The sequence below is a fragment of the Streptomyces sp. MI02-7b genome, assembly GCF_033793585.1.
Taxonomy (GTDB): domain Bacteria; phylum Actinomycetota; class Actinomycetes; order Streptomycetales; family Streptomycetaceae; genus Actinacidiphila.
Window position 1 is genome coordinate 301,284 of record NZ_JARAWX010000009.1, and the last position, 18,986, is coordinate 320,269.

17 protein-coding genes and 1 riboswitch are annotated in these 18,986 nt (G+C 70.6%); of the genes, 9 read left to right on the forward strand and 8 right to left on the reverse strand.

Features of this window, described 5'->3' with window-relative positions; translation table 11 throughout:
• Positions 1-67: 67 nt before the first annotated feature.
• The 8 genes from PV364_RS17800 (at position 68) to PV364_RS17835 (ending at position 9,427) form a co-directional block, all read left to right on the forward strand.
• Positions 68-1,759 carry an ABC transporter family substrate-binding protein gene (locus tag PV364_RS17800; protein ID WP_319660998.1) on the forward strand — a complete coding sequence of 564 codons (1,692 nt, stop codon included), beginning with the start codon at positions 68-70 and terminating at the stop codon, positions 1,757-1,759.
• 55 nt (positions 1,760-1,814) lie between these two features.
• Entirely contained in the window at positions 1,815-2,621 is an 807-nt protein-coding gene (locus tag PV364_RS17805) for a hypothetical protein (protein WP_319660999.1), read from the forward strand.
• 10 nt (positions 2,622-2,631) lie between these two features.
• Positions 2,632-2,745, forward strand: a riboswitch (SAM riboswitch).
• Positions 2,746-2,780: 35 nt separating this feature from the next.
• Positions 2,781-2,897 carry a putative leader peptide gene (locus PV364_RS17810; protein WP_319661000.1) on the forward strand — a complete coding sequence of 39 codons (117 nt, stop codon included), beginning with the start codon at positions 2,781-2,783 and terminating at the stop codon, positions 2,895-2,897.
• 281 nt (positions 2,898-3,178) lie between these two features.
• A complete protein-coding gene (locus PV364_RS17815; RefSeq protein WP_319661035.1) occupies positions 3,179-4,744 on the forward strand; it encodes an ABC transporter substrate-binding protein in 1,566 nt (521 codons plus the stop codon).
• A gap of 4 nt (positions 4,745-4,748) precedes the next feature.
• Complete coding sequence (locus PV364_RS17820; RefSeq protein WP_319661001.1) at positions 4,749-5,708, forward strand: ABC transporter permease; 960 nt, start codon at positions 4,749-4,751, stop codon at positions 5,706-5,708.
• Complete coding sequence (locus PV364_RS17825) at positions 5,705-6,634, forward strand: ABC transporter permease (protein ID WP_319661002.1); 930 nt, start codon at positions 5,705-5,707, stop codon at positions 6,632-6,634. The genes PV364_RS17820 and PV364_RS17825 overlap by 4 nt, the downstream gene beginning before the upstream one ends.
• Positions 6,635-6,675: 41 nt before the next feature.
• Positions 6,676-8,337 carry an ABC transporter ATP-binding protein gene (locus tag PV364_RS17830; protein ID WP_319661003.1) on the forward strand — a complete coding sequence of 554 codons (1,662 nt, stop codon included), beginning with the start codon at positions 6,676-6,678 and terminating at the stop codon, positions 8,335-8,337.
• Positions 8,338-8,350: 13 nt separating this feature from the next.
• Positions 8,351-9,427, forward strand: a complete 1,077-nt coding sequence (locus PV364_RS17835; protein WP_319661005.1) for an LLM class flavin-dependent oxidoreductase — start codon at positions 8,351-8,353, stop codon at positions 9,425-9,427.
• A 49-nt stretch (positions 9,428-9,476) separates the two neighbouring features.
• On the opposite strand, the gene PV364_RS17840 is transcribed toward PV364_RS17835, so the two are convergent.
• From PV364_RS17840 to PV364_RS17865, 6 genes are read right to left on the reverse strand one after another with little or no spacing between them, the layout of a single operon-like run.
• Positions 9,477-10,241, reverse strand: a complete 765-nt coding sequence (locus PV364_RS17840) for an ABC transporter ATP-binding protein (RefSeq protein ID WP_319661006.1) — start codon at positions 10,239-10,241, stop codon at positions 9,477-9,479.
• Positions 10,238-11,038 (reverse strand): ABC transporter ATP-binding protein, encoded by an 801-nt coding sequence (locus PV364_RS17845; RefSeq protein ID WP_319661007.1) that lies wholly within the window; start codon positions 11,036-11,038, stop codon positions 10,238-10,240. Before PV364_RS17845 ends, PV364_RS17840 begins: the two co-directional genes overlap by 4 nt.
• On the reverse strand, positions 11,035-11,910 hold the full coding sequence (locus PV364_RS17850; RefSeq protein WP_319661008.1) for an ABC transporter permease: 876 nt from the start codon (positions 11,908-11,910) through the stop codon (positions 11,035-11,037). The genes PV364_RS17845 and PV364_RS17850 overlap by 4 nt, the downstream gene beginning before the upstream one ends.
• Entirely contained in the window at positions 11,907-12,872 is a 966-nt protein-coding gene (locus PV364_RS17855) for an ABC transporter permease (protein WP_319661009.1), read from the reverse strand. Before PV364_RS17855 ends, PV364_RS17850 begins: the two co-directional genes overlap by 4 nt.
• Positions 12,872-14,389: an ABC transporter substrate-binding protein gene (locus tag PV364_RS17860; RefSeq protein WP_319661010.1), complete on the reverse strand. Its 1,518-nt coding sequence runs from the start codon at positions 14,387-14,389 to the stop codon at positions 12,872-12,874. Before PV364_RS17860 ends, PV364_RS17855 begins: the two co-directional genes overlap by 1 nt.
• A gap of 46 nt (positions 14,390-14,435) precedes the next feature.
• On the reverse strand, positions 14,436-15,164 hold the full coding sequence (locus PV364_RS17865) for a DUF1684 domain-containing protein (RefSeq protein ID WP_319661011.1): 729 nt from the start codon (positions 15,162-15,164) through the stop codon (positions 14,436-14,438).
• A 575-nt stretch (positions 15,165-15,739) separates the two neighbouring features.
• On the opposite strand from PV364_RS17865, the gene PV364_RS17870 reads away from it, so the two are divergent.
• Complete coding sequence (locus PV364_RS17870) at positions 15,740-16,288, forward strand: GNAT family N-acetyltransferase (protein ID WP_319661012.1); 549 nt, start codon at positions 15,740-15,742, stop codon at positions 16,286-16,288.
• Positions 16,289-16,412: 124 nt separating this feature from the next.
• Here the strand turns inward: PV364_RS17870 and PV364_RS17875 are convergent, their stop codons facing one another.
• Positions 16,413-17,237: a helix-turn-helix transcriptional regulator gene (locus PV364_RS17875; RefSeq protein WP_319661014.1), complete on the reverse strand. Its 825-nt coding sequence runs from the start codon at positions 17,235-17,237 to the stop codon at positions 16,413-16,415.
• A 272-nt stretch (positions 17,238-17,509) separates the two neighbouring features.
• Positions 17,510-18,943, reverse strand: coding sequence for an aldehyde dehydrogenase family protein (locus tag PV364_RS17880; protein ID WP_319661015.1), 1,434 nt, complete (start codon positions 18,941-18,943; stop codon positions 17,510-17,512).
• Positions 18,944-18,986: the final 43 nt, after the last annotated feature.

Sequence of the window (18,986 nt, forward strand, 5' to 3'; positions counted from 1 at the left end):
CCCCACCCCGCCGGCACCGCGCCCCGCGGTGCCGCACGCCTCCACACAGGAACGGAACCACTCCCCCATGCGATCGCACATCACCCCCACAGCCGCGCTCGTCGCGGCCCTCGCGCTGGCCGCCACCGCCTGCAGTTCCTCCGGGTCCGGCACGCCCGGCGCCGGGAAGCCCACCGGCAAGGCCGCGGCACCCACCGTGGCCTCGGCGAAGGTCGACTACAACCCCCAGCCGTACGACAACATCAAGGACGGCGGGACCTACACCACCCCCGGCACCTTCGACGACCAGGGCAATCCGTTCAACGCCAACGCGACCCTCACCGCCTCCCGCATCTGGTTCTGGTACAACCCCGACGTCATCACCTACTCCCCCACCGGCGACGTGCAGTACAACCCGGACTACCTCAGCGACGTCAAGGTCACCACCACCGGCGGCAACCAGCGGGTGGTGCTCACCATCAACCCCAAGGCCACCTACAACGACGGCACCCCCATCGACTGGAACGCCGTCAAGGCGACCTGGCAGGCCAACAACGGCACGAACAAGGACTACAACGCGAGCAACACCGAGGGCTACCGCAACATCACCTCGGTCACCCGCGGCACCGACGACAAGCAGGCGATCATCGAGTTCAAGGGTGTGGACCCCTGGTGGTCCAGCCTGTTCACGACCTTCCTGCACCCCAAGGCCGCCACGGTCGGCGCCTTCAACGACGCCTACGTCAAGAAAGCGCACCCCGAATGGGGCGCCGGCCCCTATACGGTGGGCACGCTCGACACCAAGAGCGGCAACCTCACCTTCGTCCGCAACCCCAAGTGGTGGGGCAGGAAGGGCAAGCTCGACAAGCGGATCTACGTCAACCTGGACTCGGACGCCGCGCTCAACGCCTTCAAGAACGGGCAGGTCGACTACGCAGCCACCGGCAGCGCCGAGGGCCTCAAGCAGATCAGCGGTGTCAAGGGAACCGAGATCCGCCGTGGCGGCAGCCCCTTCGAGTACTCGCTCTACGTCAACACCAAGTCGCCGGTCCTGGGCGACGTCCACGTCCGCGAGGCCCTGCTGAAGAGCATCGACCGGGCACAGATCGCCACGATCCAGTTCCAGGGCCTCGACTACTCCGAACCGCTTCCCGGCTCGGCCCTGCTCTTCAGCTTCCAGAAGGGCTACAGCGACAACGTCTCCCCGCTGATCGACTACGCCCCCGACGACGCGAAGAAGGCCCTGGACGCCGCCGGCTGGAAGCCGGGCGGCGACGGCATACGCGAGAAGAACGGCACCAAGCTCACCGTGGGCTACACCCTCCTCGGCGACGACCCTCTGGACAAGGCCACCGCCAACGCGTTCGCCGCGATGCTCAAGCCGGTCGGCATCCGGCTGGAGATCAAGAAGGCCGACGAAGCGGACTTCGCGAAGATCCTCGGCGACCGGGACTTCGACCTCTTCCTGTCGGGCAACCGCTCCACGGACCCCTTCGGCGCACGCTACCTCTACCAGTTCTACGGCACCGACAGCGACTCCAACCTGACCGGCGCCGGAACCCCGGGACTGGACAAGGCGATCCACGCCGCGGCCTCGATCCCCGACCCGGACCGGCAGACCGCCCAGGCCAACGCCATCGAACGCAAGGAACTCGCGCAGTACGCCTTCCTGCCCCTGTTCAGCGGACCGTCCATCTACGCCGTGAAGAAGGGCCTCGCCAACGTCGGCGCCACCATCTTCGGCACTCCCCTGCCGGAGACCGTGGGCTGGCAGAAGTAGCCGTCCCACGGGCCCACCCGGGCCGGCCGGGACGCGCGTCGCGCTCCCGGCCGGCTTGCCGTGCTCTCGGAAGGAACGCCCATGTCCGGCCGGGGACTCCGGCGAGGGCCGCGACTTCGCCGCCCGCAACGCCGACGACGTCTTCTCCGCGCACGGCGACGACTTCGACGACGCACCGGCCTTCGCCGAGGCATCCGGCGTCGGCTGCGGGCGGCCTGACGACCCGACGACGACCTGCGCATGCTGCCCGGCACGGAGATCATCTTCGGCGCCACCGAGGACGAGGCGCAGGAAGAAGAAGCGCTGGATCCGCCGGCGGCAGGTGACTCCCGCCACGGCGCTGGGCATCGCGGGGCTGGTGTGGGGCATCGACCTGTCGGACCGCGACGCCGACGGCCCGCTGCCCGAGGAGGATCCCGTGGCGGCCGGGAACGACGTTTCCTTCGGCACCCGTCGCGTCGCCGACCCGCGCGCGGTCGTCGTCGAGTGGCGTGCCGGGGCGGAGGCGCACGGGTGGTCGCCGCAGGAGACCGTCATCGCGCTCGGCCCCCAGCGCGGCCATGTCGGCACCCCGTCCGCACTCGCCGACCGGTTCGCCTCCTTCGTGCGGCAGGGCGCGGTGGACGGCTTCAACGTCACGCCCTGCCTGATCCCGGACGGCCTCGACGACGTCGTCGACCTGCTCGTCCCGGAACTGCAGGAACGCGGCGTCTACCGGACCGAGTACACCGGCACGACGCTCCGCTCCCACTTGGGGCTGCGGCCGCCACTGACCCGTCGCCCGGTGCCCGGCGGCGTCGCGACGGAGGCTGAACGGACCGCCGGCTTCGCGCCATTGACGGACGGCGAGACCGCTCCGTAAGCTCCGAAACGGCATTGAGCGTCAGCGTCAAGCCCTGGCTGGCTGACCGGCAACCCTCCGACGCGGCGGGGTGCTCCAGGTGAAAGCCCGGCGGAGTCATCGGCGACTTCCGCAAGCGCGCGACTCCGTGGACGGGGTCCGAGAGGGGGAGGACAGGGCATGCGGCACAACGGCCACCTGAGCGCCTCCCTCGCGGCCGCGATGCTCTTCTCCGGCTTCTCGCGGCGACGCCACATCGATCTGCAGCGCTTCGCCAGCTGTCTGTGTCACAGCTGACCGGGATCCGCCCGGCCGGCTGAGCACGCGCGCCGGCCGCCACCCGCACCCCACGCCCTCCGCAGGGTGTGTTCGCCGCGCCCCTCGCCGGGCCCGCCTTCTCCTTCCCCTTTCCCAGCCTCTGAACAGCGTCACCTCGTCGCGGCAGCGTGCCCGACGGGGCGTCATGTCCGTGCGCTCTCGCTCGCTGCCGGTGCGCGGTGACACGAGTAGGAGAACTTTCGGTGACAACTCATCACGATGCACGCGCCGGCCGGGCCGCCGCTGCTCTGGCCGCCCTCATGACCACCGGCTTCCTGCTGACCGCCTGCGGTTCGGACACCGGTGATTCCGGCGGCGGTGGCGGACGGCACAGGTCCGGTGGCACCCTGACGTTCGCGGTCGGTTCCGACGCCGGCTGCGTGGATCCGCAGCAGGTCGCCAGCAACGACACCATCTACTCCCTGCGCCAGGTCGTCGACTCCCTGACCGACCAGGACCCGAAGACCGGCAGGATAGTGCCGTGGCTGGCCAAGAGCTGGGACGTCAGCCCGGACGCCACGACGTTCACCTTCCACCTGAGACCGGGCGTCACCTTCAGCGACGGTTCACCGCTGACCGCTCAGGTGGTCAAGGACAACTTCGACGCCGTACCGAAGCTCGGCGCCCTGGCCACCCTCGCCCAGGGGTACCTCAGCGGTGTGCAGAGCACGACCGCCGTCGACCCGACCACGGTGCGGGTGAAGTTCACGGCGCCCAACGCCCAGTTCCTCCAGGCGACGGCAACGCACTCGCTGGGGATCGAGTCGTCGGCGAGCGTGCGGAAGTCGCCGCAGGACAGGTGCAGCCAGGGAGTGGTCGGATCCGGGCCCTTCGTGCTGAAGCAGTACGTCCAGAACCAGTCGATCACCCTGGCCAAGCGGACCGGATACCAGTGGGGTTCCTCGCTGTGGACCAAGAAGGGCGAGGCGTACCTGGACCAGCTGGTGTTCAAGGTGGTTCCCGAGGCGGGCGTACGGGCCGGCAGCCTCCGGTCCGGCCAGGTGGACGCGATCGGCAGCGTCGGCAGGGCCGACGAGGCGACGCTCAAGGGCGGGCCGGTGAGCCTTCAGCGGCGGGCGAACCCCGGCGTCGTGTTCGGCCTGGGGTTCAACAACTCCCGGCCGATCCTCGAGGACGCCACGGTGCGGCAGGCGATCGGGTACGCCGTCGACCGGCAACAGGTCGCCGCCACGGTCTTCCCGACCGGCACCCGGCCGGCCACCAGCGTCCTGGCGCACACCACCCCTGACTACGCGGACCTGACCGCCGACCTGGCGCACGACGTCGCGAAGGCGGGGGCCCTGCTGGACTCGGCCGGCTGGAAGCCGGGCCAGGACGGCATCCGCACCAGGAACGGGACCAGGCTGAGCCTGACCGTCAAGTGGTTCGCGAACGCGGCCACGAACCAGCCGGCACTTGAACTGATCCAGCAGCAGCTGAAGGCCGCCGGCATCGAGCTGGTACTCAAGGAGCTGCAGATCTCCCAGATCGCCCAGGTGCAGCAGTCCGGTGACTTCGACGCGCTGTGGGGAAACCTCACGCGGGCCGATCCGGACATCCTGCGGACCTCGTACTCCACGAAGCTGGCCAACACCTACCGCGTGCCGTCGAGCCCGCTGGACGCGGTGCTCGACCAGCAGGCGGCGGCCACCGACGCCGACCAGCGGGCACAACTGGTGGCACAGGCGCAGACGTTGATCGTGCGGAACGCCTACACCGTCCCGGTGGTCGAGTTGCAGACCCAACTGGGCGTGTCGAAGAAGGTGCACCACCTCGACTTCGACGCCTCCAGCCGGATCCAACTGCACGACACCTGGATCGGCTGACGGCATGACCACTTACGTGATCAAGCGGCTCGCACAGGCGCTCGGCGTGTTGTGGGCGGCCTACACGCTGTCGTTCCTCGTGCTGGACTACCTGCCCGGTGACCCGGTGTCGGCGCTGGCCGGCGCAGGGGCGGACTCGGCCGCCATCGATCCGGCCCGGCTCGCGGCGCTCCGGCACCAGTACGGCTTCGACAAGCCGGTTCCCGAGCAGTACATCGAGTACCTCGGCCGGGCCGTGCGCGGCGACTTCGGCGACGCGATCTCCACGGGCCGGCCCGTGACCTCGACCCTGGCCGACGCACTGCCGCAGACCCTGCAACTGACCGGGGCCGCGCTGCTGCTCGCGGTCGCCGGGGGCGGCGCACTGGCGATGCTGGCGACCTTCACCCGGCGGCGGTGGCTGCGGCAGGTACTGCTCTCACTGCCGCCCCTGGGGGTGTCGGTTCCCACATTCTGGGTCGGGCTGGTCCTCGTCGAGGCGTTCTCCTTCCGGCTGCGCTGGTTCCCGGCCTTCGGCAACGACGGGCTGCGGGCACTGGTGCTGCCCGCGGTGACGCTGGCCGTCCCGACCGGCGCACTGGTCGCACAGGTGCTGGCCAAGAGCCTGTTCACGGCACTGGGCCAGGCCTACGTGGAGACGGCGCGGGCCAAGGGCGCCGGCCGCCGGCGCATCCATCTGCGGCACGCGCTGCGCAACGCGTCCTTGCCGGCGCTCACGGTGGTGGGGCTGCTGGTCGGGCAGCTCGTCGCCGGCTCCGTGGTCGTGGAGACCGTCTTCGCCCGTGACGGTCTGGGCCGGGTGACGGTCGCCGCGGTCACGGCGCAGGACCTTCCGCTGGTCCAGGGCGTGGTGGTGTTCGGCGCGCTGATCTTCGTACTGGCGAACCTGGCGGTCGACCTCGTCTACCCGCTGCTGGATCCGCGCATCGTGGTGGCCTCGGGCAGGAGGGCGAGTTTCGCATGAGCCAGAGCCTTGTCCAAGACGCCGCCGAACCCGCGGCGCAGGGCCCGGAACGGCCGGGGGGGCCGGGCGACGGTACACCGCCGGGTTCGCGGAACGGGGGCCCGCGGCGGGCGCTGCGGTTCCTGCTGCGCCGCCCCGGCCTGCTGGCGTCGGTAGTCGTCGTTGTCCTGGTGCTGCTCGCCTCGTTCCACCCGGAGCTGTTCACCTCGCGGAACCCGCTGGAAGGGACGCCCTCACAGAACTTCCGCGGGCCCAGCGGCGAGCACTGGTTCGGCACCGACGAACTGGGACGCGACCTGTTCTCCCGCGTGGTGCACGGGGCGCAACTGTCCCTCAAGGCAACGCTGATCGCCGTCGCGGTGGCGTTCGTGCTCGGCGGCCTGCTCGGTCTGGTGGCCGGGTTCGTGGGCCGGTGGGTCGACGACGTCCTGATGCGCTTCGTGGACGTGCTGCTCTCCATTCCCGCGCTGTTCCTGTCCCTGGCCCTGGTCACCGCGCTGGGGTACGGGACGGTGAAGGTGGCGTTCGCGGTCGGGATCGCCGGCGTCGCGAGCTTCGCGCGGGTGGCCCGGTCGGAGGTGCTGCGGGTGCGGCAGGCCGTCTTCGTCGAGGCGTCGCGGTCCTGCGGGGCCCGCTGGTACTCCGTGCTGGGACGGCACGTGCTGCCGAACGCCGCGGGCCCGATCGTCGTCCTGGCCACCCTCGAACTGGGGACGGCGATCCTGTCCGTGTCGTCGCTGAGCTTCCTCGGCTACGGGGCGCCTCCCCCGGCCCCGGAGTGGGGAACCCTCATCTCCGTCGGCCGCAACTACCAGGCCAACGCCTGGTGGCTGACGGCCCTGCCCGGCCTGGTGATCGCCGCGACGGTACTGGCCACCAATCGCGTCGCCCGGGCCCTGGACGGCGAATGGTCGGAGCAGCGATGAACCGGCCCGCGACCCGCTCCCGAACGCATACGGATGGGGACATGACCACAGCCCTGCTGGAGATACGCGGCCTGTCGGTGTCGTACGACACGCGCAGCGGTCCCGTGCACGCCGTGCGGGGCGTCGACCTGGACGTCCGGGCGGGCGAGGTGACCGCCGTGGTGGGCGAGTCGGGCTCCGGCAAGAGCACCACCGCGCACGCCGTCACCCGGCTGCTCGCGGCTAACGGCAGGATCGACGCCGGAACGGTCCGGTTCGGCGGGCACGACCTCACCACGCTGACGGAGGCGGAACTGCGGGTGCTGCGCGGCGCGCAGATCGGCCTCGTCCCGCAGGACCCTTCTGTGTCGCTCAACCCGGTCAAGCGCGTCGGCGAGCAGGTCGCCGAGGTGTTGCGCATCCACGGCCGGGCCAGTCGCCGCACCGCCGCCTCGGAGGCCCTGGCCGTACTGGAGCAGGCCGGGCTGCGCGATCCGGCCGTCCGCGCGCGGCAGTACCCGCACGAGCTCTCCGGCGGCATGCGCCAACGGGCGCTGATCGCGATCGCCATCGCCGCCACACCGAAGCTGATCATCGCGGACGAGCCGACCAGCGCGCTCGACGTCACCGTGCAGCGGCTCATCCTCGACCAGTTGCAGCACCTCACCACGGAGTACGGCACCGCGCTGCTGCTCGTGACCCACGATCTCGGGGTGGCCGCCGACCGCGCACAGCACATCGTCGTCATGTCCCAGGGCCAGGTCGTCGAGACCGGACCGACCCGGGACGTCCTCCGTGCCCCGCAGCATCCCTACACCCGCCGGCTGCTGGACAGCGCTCCCAGCCTGGGCGCGGCCCGCCCCGTCGCCGTCCGCGCGCCGTCCGCCGGCGATGCCGAGGCACCGCCCCTGGTCGAGGTCCGCAACGCGGTCAAGGAGTTCAGGCTGCCCCGCGCGGCGGGCGGGTCCCGGACGCTGCGCGCGGTCGACGACGTCAGTCTCACCGTGCGCCGCGGCCGGACCCTGGCCCTGGTGGGCGAGTCCGGGTCCGGGAAGTCGACCACCGCCCGCCTCGTGCTGCGCCTGACCGAAGCGACCTCCGGGCAGATCCTGTTCGACGGCCACGACGTCACCGACTCCCGCGGGTCCCGGGCCAGAGACCTGCGCCGCCGGGCCCAGCTCGTCTACCAGAACCCGTACGCCTCGCTGGACCCGCGGTTCTCCATCGGGGAGGTGATCACCGAGCCGTTGCGCGCCTTCCGGGTCGGCGACCGGCGCTCCCGGCTCGACCGGGCCCGCGAACTGCTGGACCGGGTGGCGCTGCCGGCCTCGGTCCTCGGCCGCCGCCCGGCGGAGCTGTCCGGGGGGCAGCGCCAGCGCGTGGCCATCGCACGCGCCCTCGCGCTCTCGCCGGACCTGGTGGTCTGCGACGAACCGGTGTCGGCGCTCGACGTGTCGGTCCAGGCCCAGGTTCTCGACCTCCTGGCCGAACTCCAGGCCGGCAGTCAGGTGGCCTACCTGTTCATCTCGCACGACCTGGCCGTCGTGCGGCAGATCGCACACGAGGTCGCCGTCATGCGGGCCGGTCGCATCGTGGAGACCGGAACCGTCGAGCAGTTGTTCACCCGCCCGGGCCACGCGTACACCCGCGAACTGCTCGCGGCGATACCGGGCCGAAGCACCTCCTCCCCCGCCGGCCCCGCCGCCGAGCCCGCCACCACGTGAGGACGCAACCCGCATGAGCACCGACCGGATCACCTCGCTGGCGTTCCTCACCCCGGGCAACTTCGACGACGAGGACCCGCACACCGGGCTGGAGGAGACACTGCGCCTGTTCGAGTACGGCGAACGGCTCGGCTTCGACGGCGCCTGGGTCCGGCAGCGCCACCTCGAACACGGCGTCGGGTCGGCCGCGGTGTTCCTCGCCGCGGCCGCCCAGCGCACCCGGCGGGTGGAGCTGGGGACCGCGGTCATCCCCATCGGGTACGAGAGCCCGTTCCGGTTGGCCGAGGATCTGTCGCTGGCCGACGTGCTGTCCCAGGGGCGACTGCAGGCCGGCTTCAGCACCGGCATGCCGCACGCCGAGTTGCTGGGGGACCTGGTGTACGACGGGGACTGGCGCAGTTTCGACCTGTCGTACGGCAGAATCGCCCGCCTCGTCGACAACCTGCGCGGCCGATGGCTGGGCGGCCCGGACACGGTGATCCGCTCCCCCGGTGCCATCCAGCGCCCGCGGCTGCAACCGCACAACCCCGGACTGACCGACCGCATCTGGTACGGCGCGGGCAGCCTCACCTCCGTCCGCTGGGCCGCCGAACACGGCCTGCACCTGCTGTCCGGGAACATCGTCAGCGCCGACGGGGACACCGACGACTTCACCTCGGCCCAACAGCGCATACTCTCCGAGTACCGGCGCACCGCGCACGCGGTCCGCCCGGAGGCACGCATCGCCCTGGGGCGCGTCGTCGTCCCGTTCGACAGTGCCGACGCCGCCACCCGCACCCGCTATGCCGACTACGCCGCCGGCCGGCACCAGCGCACACTGGCACCGCAGACCATCGGCACGCGGCGGATCCTCTTCGCCCCGGACCTCGTCGGGACCGCGGACCAGATCCTGGAACGGCTCACCGCGGACCCCGTGCTCGCGTCGGTGTCGGAACTCCGCCTCGAGCTGCCGTACGAGTTCCGTCACGAGGAGTACGAGCAGATCCTGCACGACGTACGACACCTGATCGCGCCGGAACTCGGGTGGCGGCCCGCCCTTCAGGTCGACCCCGACCACAGCCCGAACCCCGTGGCGGAGGCCGCGCGCTGAACGACAGGCCGAGCGGGCAGTCGGCCGGCCAGGGCCTCGATCGCCCGGGTCAGGCGGGCAGTCGCGGCACGCTGTCGATCAGCCGCCGGGTGTAGGGGTGGGCGGGGCGGCCCAGCACCTGGCCGGTGTCGCCCTGTTCGACGACGCGGCCGTGCTCCAGCACAGCGGTGCGTTCGCACAGGGACGCCACGACCGACAGGTCGTGGGAGACCATCACGAGGGTGAGCCCCTGTTCCCGCTTGAGCTCCGCCAGCAGGTCCACGACCTTGACCCGGGTGGTGACGTCGAGTGCGCTGACCGGCTCGTCGGCGAGCAGCACCCGCGGGTGGCACACCACGGCTCGTGCGATCGCGATGCGCTGGCGCTGTCCGCCGGAGAACTCGTGCGGGTAGCGGTGCAGCGCGTCGGCGGGCAGCCCGACGCGCTCCAGGGCGGCGGCCGCCTTCGGCAGTGCGGCGGACCGTGTGTCGATTCCAAGGGAGCGCAGCGGCTCCGCCACGATGGCCCCCACGCGCCGGCGGGGGTCCAGCGAGGAGTAGGGGTCCTGGAAGACGCATTGCACGCTGCGCCGGAACCGGCGCATCTGCTCCCGGTCGCGAAGGGTGAGGCCGGCGCCGTCGAAGTGGACACTTCCGACGGTGGGACGGGACAGTCCGAGCAGCAGGCGCATGAGCGTCGTCTTGCCGGCCCCGGACTCACCGACGAGGGCGAGACTCTCCCCCGCCTCGACGGCGAGGGAGACGTCCCGCACCGCGTCGGCCGTGCTGCCCCGGTGCCGCAGGGTCACGTCCTTCAGTTCCAGCACGGGCGTCACGGTGCGCTCCTCAGGTCCAAAGCGGACTCCAGTCGCCGCGCGCTGGCCACGAGGGCCTTGGTGTACTCATGGCGAGGCGAGCGGACGAGGTCACGGACCGTGCCCTCCTCGACGGCGCGGCCGTCCTTCATGACCAGGGCGCGGTCGGTCACCCGGGCGACGACGGCGAGGTCGTGGCTGACGAAGACCACGGCCATCCTCCGTTCCCGCACGAGGGCGTCGACGAGGTCCAGCATCTCCGCCTGGACCGACACGTCCAGCGCGGTCGTCGGCTCGTCGGCGATGAGCAGAGCGGGCGCGCAGGCCAGGGCCATGGCCAGGGCGACGCGCTGTCGCTGTCCGCCGGAGATCTCGTGCGGGAACGCCCGGGCGACACGCTCCGGATCGGGCAGCCGCACCTGTGTCAGCGCGTCACGCACGGCGTCACGCAGGGCGGCTCTCTTCAGGCCGGTGCGCCGGGCGAGGGGTTCGGCGATCTGCCGGCCCACGCGCATCAGCGGATCGAGCGCGGTGAGCGGTTCCTGGAAGACGATGGCCGCGTCGCGGCCGCGTACCGCGGTGAGCCGCCTGTCGGAGGCGCCCACGATCTGGGTTCCGGCCAGTTCGATGCTGCCGGTGGCGGTGATGCCGTCGGGCAGGAGGCCGAGGACGGCGAGCGTGGTGAGGGACTTGCCGGAGCCGGACTCGCCGATGAGACCGAGTCGTTCACCACTCTCCACGCTGAAGGAGAGGTCGTCGACGAGGGTGCGGCCGTCGGTGGTCCTGACGGTCAGCCCGCGTACGTCGAGGAGGCTCATGTGCGCCTCCGGCGGGCCGCGGGGTCGAGGGAGTCCCGCAGCCCGTCGGCGATCAGATTCACGCCGATGACGAGCAGGACCAGCAGGATGCCCGGGGCGAGTGCCCCGGCGGGGGCAGTGGTGAAGGTGGCCTGCGCCTCCTGGAGCATGCGGCCCCACGAGGCGTTGGGCGGCGGGGCGCCCAGGCCGAGGTAGGACAGGCCCGCCTCGGCCAGTACGGCGAGGCCGAACTGCAGGGCGAGGTTCACCACGAGGGTGGGCCAGATGTTCGGCAGGACGTGGCCGAGCACGGTGCGGGGCCAGGACGTGCCGGACGTGCGCGCTGCGGTGATGTAGTCCTGCGCCAGCACGCGTTTGACCAGGATGCGGGCCAGCCGCGCGACGACGGCGCTCTGCGCCAGACCGATCGCGAGGACCGCGGAGCCGAGGGTCGCCGAGCGCGCCGCGACGATGAGCATGGCGAGCAGCAGCGTCGGGAAGGCGATCAGGATGTCGAGGAACGCGGACAGGGTGTCGTCGAGCCAGCCCTGTGCGAAGGCGGCGAGCATGCCCAGGGTGAGGCCGAGGGCGGCGGCGATGAGCACGGACCCCAGCCCCGCCTCGACGGCGATGCGCGAGCCCGCCATCACCTGGGTGAACAGGTCGCGGCCGAGCTTGTCGGTGCCCAGCAGATGGCCCCCGCCGGGGGCCGTCAGCCGTCCGCCGGAGGTGTCGTCGGCGGAGTAGGGCGTCCAGAACAGGGAGACCAGGGCGAGCAGCACGATCAGGCCGGCCAGGACACCGCCGACGACGAGCGTGGCGGAGCCCCGGAAACCGCGCCCGGCTCGTGTCGCCCGCCCGCTCCGGGCGGGTTCGAGAACGTCGGAGGTCATCGGGCTCCTCCCGACAGCCGTGCGCGCAGCCGCGGGTCGATGATCCGCTGGACCAGGTCGGCGACGAAGCCGATGACCAGCACGGCGAGCGTGGAGACGAACAGCACGCCCTGGATGACCGGGTAGTCGTGCTGCGCGATGCCGGTGGCGAGCATCGAGCCGAGACCCGGCAGCGCGTACACCGACTCGACCACGACCGCGCCGAGCAGGGTCGTGGCCAGCTCGATGCCGAGGACGGAGATCACCGGGACCGAGGCGTTGCGCAGTCCGTGCCGCCACATCGCCCGGCCGAAGGAGGACCCGAGGGCGCGGGCGGTCCGCAGGTAGTCGCTGCCCAGCACGTCGAGGGACGCGGAGCGCACGTAGCGGATCAGGGAGGCGCTCATCACCAGGGCGATGGTCACGACCGGCAGGACGAGGGAGCGGATCGCGTCGGCGGGCGCGGACCAGCCGTCCGGCGGGAAGCCACCGGCCGGCAGCCAGCCCGCGTTCAGGGCGAACACGGCGATGAGGATCATGCCCAGCCAGAACACCGGTATGGCGATGCCCAGTTGGGAGACACCGCTCAGCAGGGCCCCGTACCAGGTGTGCCGCTTGTGGGCGGCGACGAAACCGGCGGGGACGGCGATGAGAACGGCGAGCAGGAAGGCAGCCAGGGTCAGCGGGAGGGTGACGTTCAGCCGGGACGCGACCTCGGGTCCGACGGGCAGCGAGCTGACGAAGGATGCCCCGAGGTCGCCCTGGGCCAGCTGCCCGAGCCAGTGGGTGAACTGCTCGGGCAGCGGCCGGTCGGACCCGATCGAGTGCCGTGCCGCGGCGATCTGCTCCGGGCTCGCGCCCACCGCGGTGAGGGCGTTGGCCGGGTCACCGGGGAGCAGGCGGAGCAGCACGAACAGGACCACGCTCGCCAGGGCCAGTGACACCAGGAGGAAGACCAGACGGCGCAGGAGGTAACGCGCCATCAGCCCTTCTTCTTGATGTCGTAGACGTAGAACTGCGAGTTGAGACCGTTGAGCGGGTAGCCCGACAGCTTGCTGGTCGCGACGACGATCTGCGGGTACAGGTACAGCCAGTCGCTCGCCGCGTCCTCGGCGGTCTTCTCGTTGACCTTCTTCAGCAGCGCGGTCTGCTCATCGGTGGTGGCGGCCTCCTCGGCCTGCTGGACCCACTGGGTGACCTGCTTGTTGTCGTAGCCCCAGTAGAAGTCGGGGTTTCCGTACCAGACGAGGTCGCGGTCGTTGACGTGCTCCTGGAGCGTCGCCGTGAAGTCGTGGTTCTTGTAGACCTTCGTGTACCACTCGTCCGGGGTGATCGTGTTGATCGTGACGGTGATGCCGATCTTGGCCAGTTCGGACTTGATGAACGTGGCGGCGGTCGGATGCGGGTCGTAGTTCGGGGTGTCGAGAGTGAAGGCGAAGCCCTTGCCGTATCCGGCCTCGGAGAGCAGCTGCTTGGCGTGCGCCGGATCGTAGGCGTTGACCTTGGTGAGGTCCTCGTACCAGGGGTCGGTCGGCGGCACCATCGATCCGATGAGCTTGCCGTAGCCGCCCCAGACCGACTCCAGCAGCTTCTTGTCGTCGATGGCGGCCGACACGGCCTGGCGCACCTTGACGTCGGTGAAGGGCTTGGCCTTGTCGTTGAAGGCGAGCAGCAGCTTGGTCGTGGAGTTGCCGTCGCTGACCTTGTAGTTCTGGTTGTTCTTGAACTGGTCCAGGGCGTCGGGCGACTGCTCGCTGGTGACCACGTCGACGGCGTTGGTCAGCAGCGCGTTGTTGAGGGCCGTCGCGTCCTTGTAGTAGTGGAAGACGGCCTTCTTGTTCGCGGCGGCCTGGCCCCAGTAGCCCGGGAAGCGGCTCAGGCTCAGGGCCGAGCCGCGGGTCCACTTGTCCAGCTTGTACGGGCCGGTGCCGTCCTCCGTCGTCTTCAGGTTCTGGGCCTGGGAGTTGATGATCCAGACGTACGAGAGGTTGTAGACGAAGGAGATCGACTTCTGCGACAGCGTGACCTTGACCGTCCGCGCGTCGGGGGTGGCGATGTCCTTGATGACCTCGAGGTTGCTCTTGCGCGCGGACTGCGAGTCGTCGGCGATGACCTTCTGCAGGCTGTACTTGACGTCCGCACTGGTGAGTTCCTTGCCGCTGTGGAACTTCACGCCGTCGCGGAGGGTGAAGGTGTAGGTGAGCCCGTCGGGGCTGACCTTGTAGTCCTGCGCGAGGAGCTTTTCCACCTTGCCGCCGTCGGTGAGTCCGAACAGGCCCTCGTAGACGTTGCCGTTGAGCGCTTCGGTCACACCCTGGCCGCCGCCCGCGGTGTTGTCGAGGTTCTGCGGCTCGTAGACCGAGCCTATGTTGACGGTCGCGTCCTTGTCGTAGGCGCCGCCTGCGCTCCCGCCGGAGCCGGAGCCGCCGCAGGCCGTGAGGGTCAGAGCGAGCGTGGCGGCCGTCGCGGTGCCGTAGAGGGAGGTCTTCTTGAGGTTCATGGTGAAGGCGCTTTCGTGCTGCGGTGACGTGGCGTCTGCGGGCGATTCAGTGCTGCGCGAGGAAGCCGCCGCGGAAGACAGGAAGTTTCTCGCCGGCCTCGACGGGCAGGTGGAAACGGTTCTGCCGCGGCGGCATCGGACAGTTGTACTGATCGGAGAAGCCGCAGGGCGGGACGAAGGCGCGGTTGAAGTCGAGCAGGACGCGGTCGTCGTCCTGGGTGCGCTGCACGAAGAGGAAGCGGCCGGCGCCGTAGGTGGTGGCCCCGTTGGTGGGGTCCCCGAAGACCAGCAGCAGCGTGCCGTCGTCGTCGAAGGCGCTGAGGGTGTACTCGTGGCCGTCCACGGTGAGGGTGATGTCGCCCGGGACGACGAGGTCCCGCGTGCCGCCGTTGTCCCGCAGGTGCTCGAAGGCGATCCGTCGGGCGCCGGGCACGGGGGTATAGGTGGCGTGCACCACCCAGGCCGGATCGTAGGGGAAGACGTCGACGCGGTCGAAGTGCCGGATGGCCGGTGAGTCGGCGTCCCAGAAGCGCAGGCCGTTCTCCGGCTCGCCGGTGACGATGTCGGTGCGCTGGAGCGCGGTGACGGTCACCGTGTCCGGCTGCCCCTCGCCCTCCTTCTGCCCGTCGGAGTGCTCACCCTCCGGGAGCCAGCGGGTCTCCACGAGGGCGAGGTTCCCCGTCGGCGAGGTGAGGCTGCGATGGCGCTCGGCGCGCCACGCGTGCCACAGCCCGTTGGGGACGGACGCGGGTCCGATGGCGGTGGGGTGGGACACGTTGCACTCATTCGCGTAGAGGATCGCCGGCACTCACGCCGCGAGGTGACGCTGCGCGAAGAAATGGCCTATGGGTGTGTTCTTTATCCGCCAGGCGGAGATCCCACGTCAAAGGCGTCCCATATAGCGAGACGATTCTCGCCGGAAACGGATGCCGACATCGACTGTGTTCGCTCTCGCACGAAGCCACAAAGGCGCCTTTGAGCTGGGAAGACGTACCTCATCGCTGCACCCCGAGTCCGAGGGTGACCAGGTCCACGCGTGTCCACTATTCGAGACGATTGCTCGGACTGAGCGCGTCGGCCGCCGACTCTGTGACACCGCTGCGACCTCCGAAGCGTCACCGGCCCGCCACCCGGCGTCACCACCGGCGACCGTCCGGCCATGCCTGACGTGTGCGTCGGGGACCGCGGCCGGCGGGCGGCTCGGTCCTGACCCGCATGGCCACGGGGGCATCGAAGCCGACGGGGTACGGGAGCCGCCGAACGCTGTCCTCGGCTTCATCAGCTCGGCCATCGTCGGCGGCAGCGCTTCGCGGTGATCTTCCGCTCCGTACACGGCCCTACCATTGGCCCATGCCCACTACGCCGTCACGGGTCGACCTGCGTCCGCTCACCCTCGCCGACCAGGAGGAGTTCTGCTCGCTCGTGAGGGCCAGCGCCGAGCTCCACCTACCGTGGATGCAACTGCCCGCGACCGCGGAGGAGTTCCACGGATGGATGCACCGCTTCAGCGACGGCACCAACCTCGGCTTCATGATCCGGGTCAAGGAGACCGGTACGGCTGCCGGCATGGTCAACATCAACTCGATCATCCGGGGCCGCTACCAGGGCGCTTCCATCGGCTATGCGGCCTTCGCCCCGTCCGCGGGCCGGGGTTACATGACCGAAGGGGTCACCGTCGCCCTGCACCACGCCTTCGACGACCTGCGCCTCCACCGCCTGGAGGCCAACATCAGACCGGCGAACAAGGCGTCTTTGGCCCTGGTCCAGCGCCTGGGCTTTCGTTACGAAGGCCTGTCGCCCGCCTATCTCTACGTCAATGGGGCCTGGCACGACCACGAACGCTGGTCCCTCACCGCACCATCTCCCTGGACGGCCGATCCTTCGCTTCCCCAGGTCTAGAGAGCTTCAACGGCGCGGGTTCCGGCGGTGGGACGCGACCAGGCGTTTCAGCGGGTGGGCGCGCGAGGTGAGCGGGTCGGAACATACGGGCCGCCGCCCGGCCCGGTGCCCGCCGCCCGAACCGTCACGCGACGACCGACAGGAGCTGGAGGCTGGTGTGGCTCTCGGTGCCCGGCACCGCGGTGTAGACCAGAAGCCGCTGGGACTGGTCGGGGTCGACGAGCGTCTGGCAGTGCAGTTCCAGCGTGCCGACCTGCGGATGCCGGAAGCGTTTGGAGGCGCAGTACGGCCCCAGCACCGGCCGCTCGTGCCACAGCCCGGCGAACTCGGCGCTCTCGGATCGCAGCGCGTCGACGAGTTCGGCGGCTCGTGAGTCCGCGCCGTCCCGGGTGTAGGCGCCGTACAGGTCCGCCACCATCAGCCGGCTTTGCTCGGGGTGGTCGCTCTCCGGGTGCACAAGACGCGACGCGGGGTCGGTGAACCACCGGTAGTGCGCACTGCGGGCCAGTCCCGTGTGGCCCGTCTCGTCGCCTCGCAGCGCGGCCGCCATGCGCGTCTGCTTCAAGGTCTCGCCCAGGTGGTTCATGACCTGGGCGGGAGTGTCCTCCAGCCGGTCCAGGACGCGCATCATCCCCGGATTGATGTGGTCGTCACGCCGCCGCTGCCGGGGCTTGGCGTGACCGGCGAGTTGGAAGAGGTGGTCGCGCTCCTCCAGGGACAGGTGGAGACCGCGGGCGATGGCGGCGAGCATGGACTCCGACGGGTTGGGGCCGCGTGGCTGCTCGAGCCGGCTGTAGTAGTCGGCCGACATGTCACACAGCGCGGCCACCTCCTCTCGGCGCAGCCCGCGGGTGCGCCTGCGCCGGCCGCGGAGCAGCCCTACGTCCTCCGGCTGCAGGGCTTCGCGCCGTGCCCGCAGAAACGCGGCCAGTCCTGCCCGATCCGCCATCGTCGTCCTTTCGCTCTGCCGGCCGTTCCCGTGCGATCCGTGGGCCACGGGCCCCGCCTGCGTCAAAGACGGCAGCCACGGCCGAGGAGGTGACCCATGTGGGGGTGAGCAACGTGACGTGGCCGACGATTCCCATCCGAGGGAGGGTGTGCCGTCCGGCACCATCCCTCATGGGCGGCCGCGGACAGTGGTGCCGTCCACGGCCGCCCTCGGCACCCGGAGGGCTCGGGTGGGGGAACCCGTGCCCTCCGGGAGTCTTCAGCAGGAGGGCGTCAGCGGGTGATCGCCTTGCTCTCCAGGAACTCCTCGATGCCTGCGCGGCCCATCTCCCTGCCGTTGCCCGACTGCTTGTAGCCGCCGAAGGGGGCCTGGAAGTTGTGCTTCCCTCCGTTGACGTCGACCTGGCCGACGCGCAGGCGCCGGGCGATCGCCATGGCGTGCTCCTCGTCACCGGTGATGGCACCGCTGAGCCCGTAGACGGTGCCGTTGGCGATCTCGACGGCGTGGTCGTCGTCGGTGTACGGGATCACGGTCAGCACAGGGCCGAAGATCTCCTCCTGCGCGATGACGGAGTGCGGGTCGACGTCGGAGAAGATCGTCGGCCTGACATAGGCGCCGTTCTCGAATCCCTCGGGCCGCCCGGGGCCGCCGACGACGAGATGCGCGCCATCGGCGATGCCGCGTCGGATGTACCCGTCCACGCGCTGCCGCTGGGTCTCCGAGGCGACCGGGCCGATCCGCGTGGCCTCGTCCGCGGGGTCGCCGACCGTGTACTCCCCGGCCGCCGCCCGCAGCTTCTCCACCACGGTGCTCTGGAGATCCTGCGGGACCAGCATGCGGACGTAGGCGCCGCAGGCCTGCCCGCCGTTGGCCCAGGCGTATGCCAGGCCGCGCTCGACGGCGAAGTCGAGGTCGGCCTCGGGCAGGACGATGTGGGCCGCCTTGCCGCCCAGCTCGAGCGCGACCCGCTTGACAGTGTCGGAGGCGGCGACGGAGACGCTCTTGCCGGCACGGGTGGAACCGGTGAAGGAGATCATGTCGATCTTCGGGTGCCGGGAGATGGCTTCGCCGACGACCGGACCGGTGCCCTGCACGACGTTGAACACACCGTTCGGGATTCCGGCCCGGGTGGCGATCTCCGCGAACATCCGGGCACTCAGCGGGGAGATCTCCGACGGCTTGAGGACCACGGTGTTACCGGCCAGCATCGCGGGCACGACCTTGGTCACCAGCTGCTGCAGAGGGAAGTTCCAGGGAGTGATGGCACCCACCACGCCGATCGGCTCGTGGATGACGAGGGAGTTCTCGATCACCTCCGTCCATGCGAACCTCTCCGCCGCGGTGACCGCCGCCAAGGTCGAGGCCACCGGGAAGCCGGCCTGGGCCTGCCGGGAGAAGGAGATGGGGGCACCCATCTCCAGGGTGATGGTGGCGGCGAGCTCCTCGGCGTGCTCCTGCAGACCCTCGGCGAGCCGTCGGACGACGGCGATGCGCTCCGGCGGGGGTGTTGCCGACCACCCGGGGAAGGCGGCCAGCGCGGCGTCCACGGCCAGGTCCACATCCGCTTCGGTGCCCTCGTGCACGGAAGCGATCACGGACTCGTCCGCGGGGTTGACGACGTCGATCAGCGGGCCCGAGCCCTGGACGGCGCGGCCGTTGATCCAGTGGGAGGGCGGGGGGAAGGGGAACTCCCGGTCTTCGTTCATGGACACAAGGCAACGTCATTCGGCGCCTGGCATCCATGCTCAG

Excerpts from the sequence above, each read along its gene's own strand:
- PV364_RS17800 (WP_319660998.1), top strand. The coding sequence starts at position 68 with ATGCGATCGCACATCACCCCCACAGCCGCGCTCGTCGCGGCCCTCGCG.
- PV364_RS17810 (WP_319661000.1), top strand. The coding sequence starts at position 2,781 with ATGCGGCACAACGGCCACCTGAGCGCCTCCCTCGCGGCCGCGATGCTC.
- PV364_RS17815 (WP_319661035.1), top strand. The coding sequence starts at position 3,179 with ATGACCACCGGCTTCCTGCTGACCGCCTGCGGTTCGGACACCGGTGAT.
- PV364_RS17820 (WP_319661001.1), top strand. The coding sequence starts at position 4,749 with ATGACCACTTACGTGATCAAGCGGCTCGCACAGGCGCTCGGCGTGTTG.
- PV364_RS17825 (WP_319661002.1), top strand. The coding sequence starts at position 5,705 with ATGAGCCAGAGCCTTGTCCAAGACGCCGCCGAACCCGCGGCGCAGGGC.
- PV364_RS17830 (WP_319661003.1), top strand. The coding sequence starts at position 6,676 with ATGACCACAGCCCTGCTGGAGATACGCGGCCTGTCGGTGTCGTACGAC.
- PV364_RS17835 (WP_319661005.1), top strand. The coding sequence starts at position 8,351 with ATGAGCACCGACCGGATCACCTCGCTGGCGTTCCTCACCCCGGGCAAC.
- PV364_RS17845 (WP_319661007.1), bottom strand. The coding sequence starts at position 11,038 with ATGAGCCTCCTCGACGTACGCGGGCTGACCGTCAGGACCACCGACGGC.
- PV364_RS17850 (WP_319661008.1), bottom strand. The coding sequence starts at position 11,910 with ATGACCTCCGACGTTCTCGAACCCGCCCGGAGCGGGCGGGCGACACGA.
- PV364_RS17855 (WP_319661009.1), bottom strand. The coding sequence starts at position 12,872 with ATGGCGCGTTACCTCCTGCGCCGTCTGGTCTTCCTCCTGGTGTCACTG.
- PV364_RS17860 (WP_319661010.1), bottom strand. The coding sequence starts at position 14,389 with ATGAACCTCAAGAAGACCTCCCTCTACGGCACCGCGACGGCCGCCACG.
- PV364_RS17870 (WP_319661012.1), top strand. The coding sequence starts at position 15,740 with ATGCCCACTACGCCGTCACGGGTCGACCTGCGTCCGCTCACCCTCGCC.
- PV364_RS17875 (WP_319661014.1), bottom strand. The coding sequence starts at position 17,237 with ATGGCGGATCGGGCAGGACTGGCCGCGTTTCTGCGGGCACGGCGCGAA.
- PV364_RS17880 (WP_319661015.1), bottom strand. The coding sequence starts at position 18,943 with ATGAACGAAGACCGGGAGTTCCCCTTCCCCCCGCCCTCCCACTGGATC.